The sequence below is a fragment of the Cupriavidus basilensis genome (assembly GCF_029335485.1).
GTDB classification, from domain to species: Bacteria; Pseudomonadota; Gammaproteobacteria; order Burkholderiales; family Burkholderiaceae; genus Cupriavidus; species Cupriavidus basilensis_E.
Genome location: NZ_JARJLM010000145.1, coordinates 1 through 3,460 on the forward strand (window position 1 = coordinate 1; position 3,460 = coordinate 3,460).

A 3,460-nucleotide genomic window follows, 5' to 3' on the forward strand; every position below is an offset into this window, starting at 1 on the left:
CAGGTCCCTACAAACGCAGGAGATCCTACTGAAAACCAAATACCTCCATGTGCCCATGAACCTGACACCACTCCGCCTTCAGGCCCTGCAAACCCAAATCAGGTCCCTACAAACACACAAAAAAACCCCAAGAAACCAAACCCTCGTCATTCCCCCTCAAACGGCACAAGCTTCCCATCCCGCGACTGATACCCAAGCTTGGCATCTGCCCCCATCATCCTCTCCCACGCCACCATGGCATCCGCCACGGCATTGGGCTCACCCTTGAATACCAGGACATCATTGCCGCAGTTGGGACACTGCCCGCCGAACACGGCATCGATGCCGCGCAGATTGGGCGCGTCGATCGCATCGAAGGTGCTGAACGCGGTCTTGCACGAGCCGCATACCAGTTGCGCGGGCCGCATGGCCTCCAGCCGCGCGCGGGCCTGGTCGGCACGCTCTGCCTGGCTGCCCCGTCGTTTTGCTTCACCCATGATGTACTTCCTTCCACAGCTTGTTTGCTGCGCTCTGTCTTGATTGATCGATAACCTGGTTGATCGGTCGGCCGATCGCCACGCCCATGCCTGCCGCCCTCGTTCAGAACGGCAGTGGCCCGATCGCGGATTGCGGCGCCACCGGCGGGAATGCGATCTGTCCGGTCTGGCGCTGCAGCGCATAGCGCACGTACACGCCGGCATACCACTGCCGGTAGTCGCGCGCATTGTCGATGCCAAGCAAACCACCCACATACAGTTGCTGGGCCGCCTGGTATTCGACCGAGCCAACCAGATTGTAGGCCAGGCCGGTCTTGGACTGGCCTTGGTAGACCGCCGATGCGGTATTGGTCAGGCCTTTGCCGTTGGCTGTCGCCATCGCCGAATTGGCGGCCGCCTGTGCCGCGGCATCGGTCGGGAAATAGTTCGAATCGTTCTCCCGGAAGGCCTGCATGCCAAGCGCGCCGCGCACATTGTAGGCGAGGCGGCCGCTGCGGCCTGCCAGCGACAGCGGCACGGTCACGGCAAAATAGGTCTGCGGGCTGAAGTAGCCGCCCTGGCCGAAGGTGAAATAGCGCAGGTTTTCCGCATACCCCATCGAGGTGAAGTTGACGCCGCTCATCAGCCGCTGCTCGGCCGTGTCGATCAGGCGCAGGTAGAAGCCGCCACCGCCTTCCCATCGGGTGTTGCGCTTGACGTCGTGCCCGGTCAGCAAGCCGTAGCCGCCGTAGCCGTAGATGCCGAAGAAGCCGTCGTCCCAGCCCAGGTCGGCACGGCCGCTGCTGTTCATCACGCCACCCCACTGCAGGCCGATACGGTCGTCGCGCACCCCGGCATAGGACAGCAGGCTGTCCGTCACGGGCCGACGCGAAGCACCCAGCGATAGCGTGGTGCGCTGGGACAGCGGCAGGTTGAGGCGCGCGCCGGCGTTGACGTCGGTGTAGCGGAAACCCAGCGGCGTGCTGCCGATATCGGCGTTGAAGCGCTCGGACTCGTAAGCCACGCTGACCGCTGCGCCGAAGGCATTCTGCGACCCTGCCGAAGTGGATCGCAATGGCGCACCGGACAGGTTGACCGGCTGGCCGCCAACCGGGAACGCCAGTGGCCCGCCGCCGAAACGGGAGGCGCTGTTGTAGTCGCCGCCCACCGAGCCGCTGTCGAGCGTCACCGGCGTCACGCGTGCCACCAGCTTGCCGTTGCCTGCGGCCATCTTGCCCTCGGCGATGACCTGCATCTCGGTCAGTTGGCTCATGCCGGAATCGCCGCTGCGCGCGCGCAGCGTGGGGCCGCCGGCGAGCGTGCTGGTACGCTGCGATTCGATGTCGCGCAATTCGTCCTGCGCGGTCTTGGGGCCGGTCGGGTTTGCCTGCGAATCGGCGTCGGCCAGCCAGGGCGCGCGGGACTGCGCGCCAAACGGCTGGCGCGCCGGCGCGGCGGGTGCCGGTGCCGGCGCCGCCGCGTAGGCCTGGGTCGCGGCCGGGGCGGCATACTGCGCCACGGGAAACTGCGGCGCCGGAACCTGCTGGGCAGGATATTGCGTCGGGTATTGCGCGGGATACTGCGCGGCGGGCTGCCGGGCGGCCTGGGTGTTGGCCGGATACGCCGGATAGGCCTGATAAGCCGTGCTGGCGGTCTTGCTGCCGCGCGTGTTCTTGCCGCGCGTGGCGGTGCTGGCGCCTGCCTGCTGCGGATAGTAGACAGCCGGCGCTTGCTGTACCGGCGCCTGCGCCTGCTGCGGATAATATGCCGCGGGTTGCAGCATCGGCGCCATGCCCTGTCCGCTCGCGGCCGTCATCGGTGCCGGGATATAGGGCTGGCCGCCCGTGTTCATCGCCACCGGCAGCACCGCCTCTCCTGCCGCCGCGCGGCTCGGGCCCGGCACGATCGGGTAAGGCGCCTGCGAGCCCGGCGGCGGCAGTTGCGAGCTGGGCCGCTGCCCGGGCAGGCCGACAAAGGGATTGGACGGCACGCGGTCGAATCCGGCACCGTCCGGACGCGAGAACGGCGTCGATGCACCCGCCGAATTCTCGGCCGCCACCGCCGCGCGGAAGTAGTCCGCCGCGCGCGAGGTCTTGCCCTGGGCACGGTAGAGCCGGCCCGCGGCGGTCAGCACCTTGGGCGACTTGGGCGCCTGCGCCAGCGCCATCTGCAGCGTGCCTTCCGCCCAGCTGAATTCCTTGGCGGCGGTCGCGGTGCCGATGGCCGCCAGCATCAGGTCGAGATTGCGCGGATCCTTCTCCAACACGCTCTCGTACAGCGTCAATGCCTTCTTGTTCTCGCCCGCCTGCGCGTACATGCGCGCCAGGCTGGAACGCACTGCGCTGCTACCGCCGCGCTCGGAGAGCGCTGGCGCCAGCATGTCGTAGGCGGCCACCAGATCGCCGCTCTCCGTCAGTGCATCGGCCTGGCGCACGATATAGGCCACCCGCAGATCGTCATAGTCGCGGCGTTGAGACTGGCTCAGGTTGGCGTTGGCGAGCTGGCGCAGCACGCCGGCCAGCTCCACGTCCTGCCTGGTCTTGAGCAGGATGGCGGCGTATTGCAACTGCATGCCGGTATCCGGGCGCACGGTACGGCCCATCACGGTACGCATCAGCGACAGCGCGCGCGCCTCGTCGCCGGCATCGGCATAGGCCAGCGCCAGCGCACCGAGCTGGTCGGCGTCCTGCTGGGCGTAGCGTTCGGCCTGTTGCAGCACGCCCTGCGCGGCAGCCTGCTGGCCAGCCGCGGCAAGCCCGCTGGCGCGCGCCGCCTCGGCGTGCACCCACAGGCGGCGCTGCAGGGTGCCGATGTCGCGCGTGCGGCTCTGCGGGGGAATGCGCTCCAGCGCATCGAGGCCGCCCTGCCAGTCGCCGGTCTCCGCGGACAGCAGCGCGCTGGCGTAGAGCGCGTCCGGCATATTGGGGTTGGACAGCAGCAGGCCATCCATGATGCTGCGCGCCTGCTCCTTGAAACCCATCGAGGCATAGGCGCGCGCCACATCG

Annotated in this window: 2 protein-coding genes; both read right to left on the minus strand. The window is 67.9% G+C overall.

Translation table 11 applies throughout. The features are described 5' to 3' along the window. Positions 1-146: 146 nt before the first annotated feature. On the minus strand, positions 147-476 hold the full coding sequence (locus tag P3W85_RS08330; RefSeq protein ID WP_017224899.1) for a hypothetical protein: 330 nt from the start codon (positions 474-476) through the stop codon (positions 147-149). 103 nt (positions 477-579) lie between these two features. After that, positions 580-3,460: cellulose synthase subunit BcsC-related outer membrane protein (locus tag P3W85_RS08335; RefSeq protein ID WP_276264425.1), on the minus strand; the 2,881-nt coding region annotated here is incomplete at its 5' end.

Coding starts and splice junctions, on each gene's coding strand:
- P3W85_RS08330 (WP_017224899.1), bottom strand. CDS start 476: ATGGGTGAAGCAAAACGACGGGGCAGCCAGGCAGAGCGTGCCGACCAG.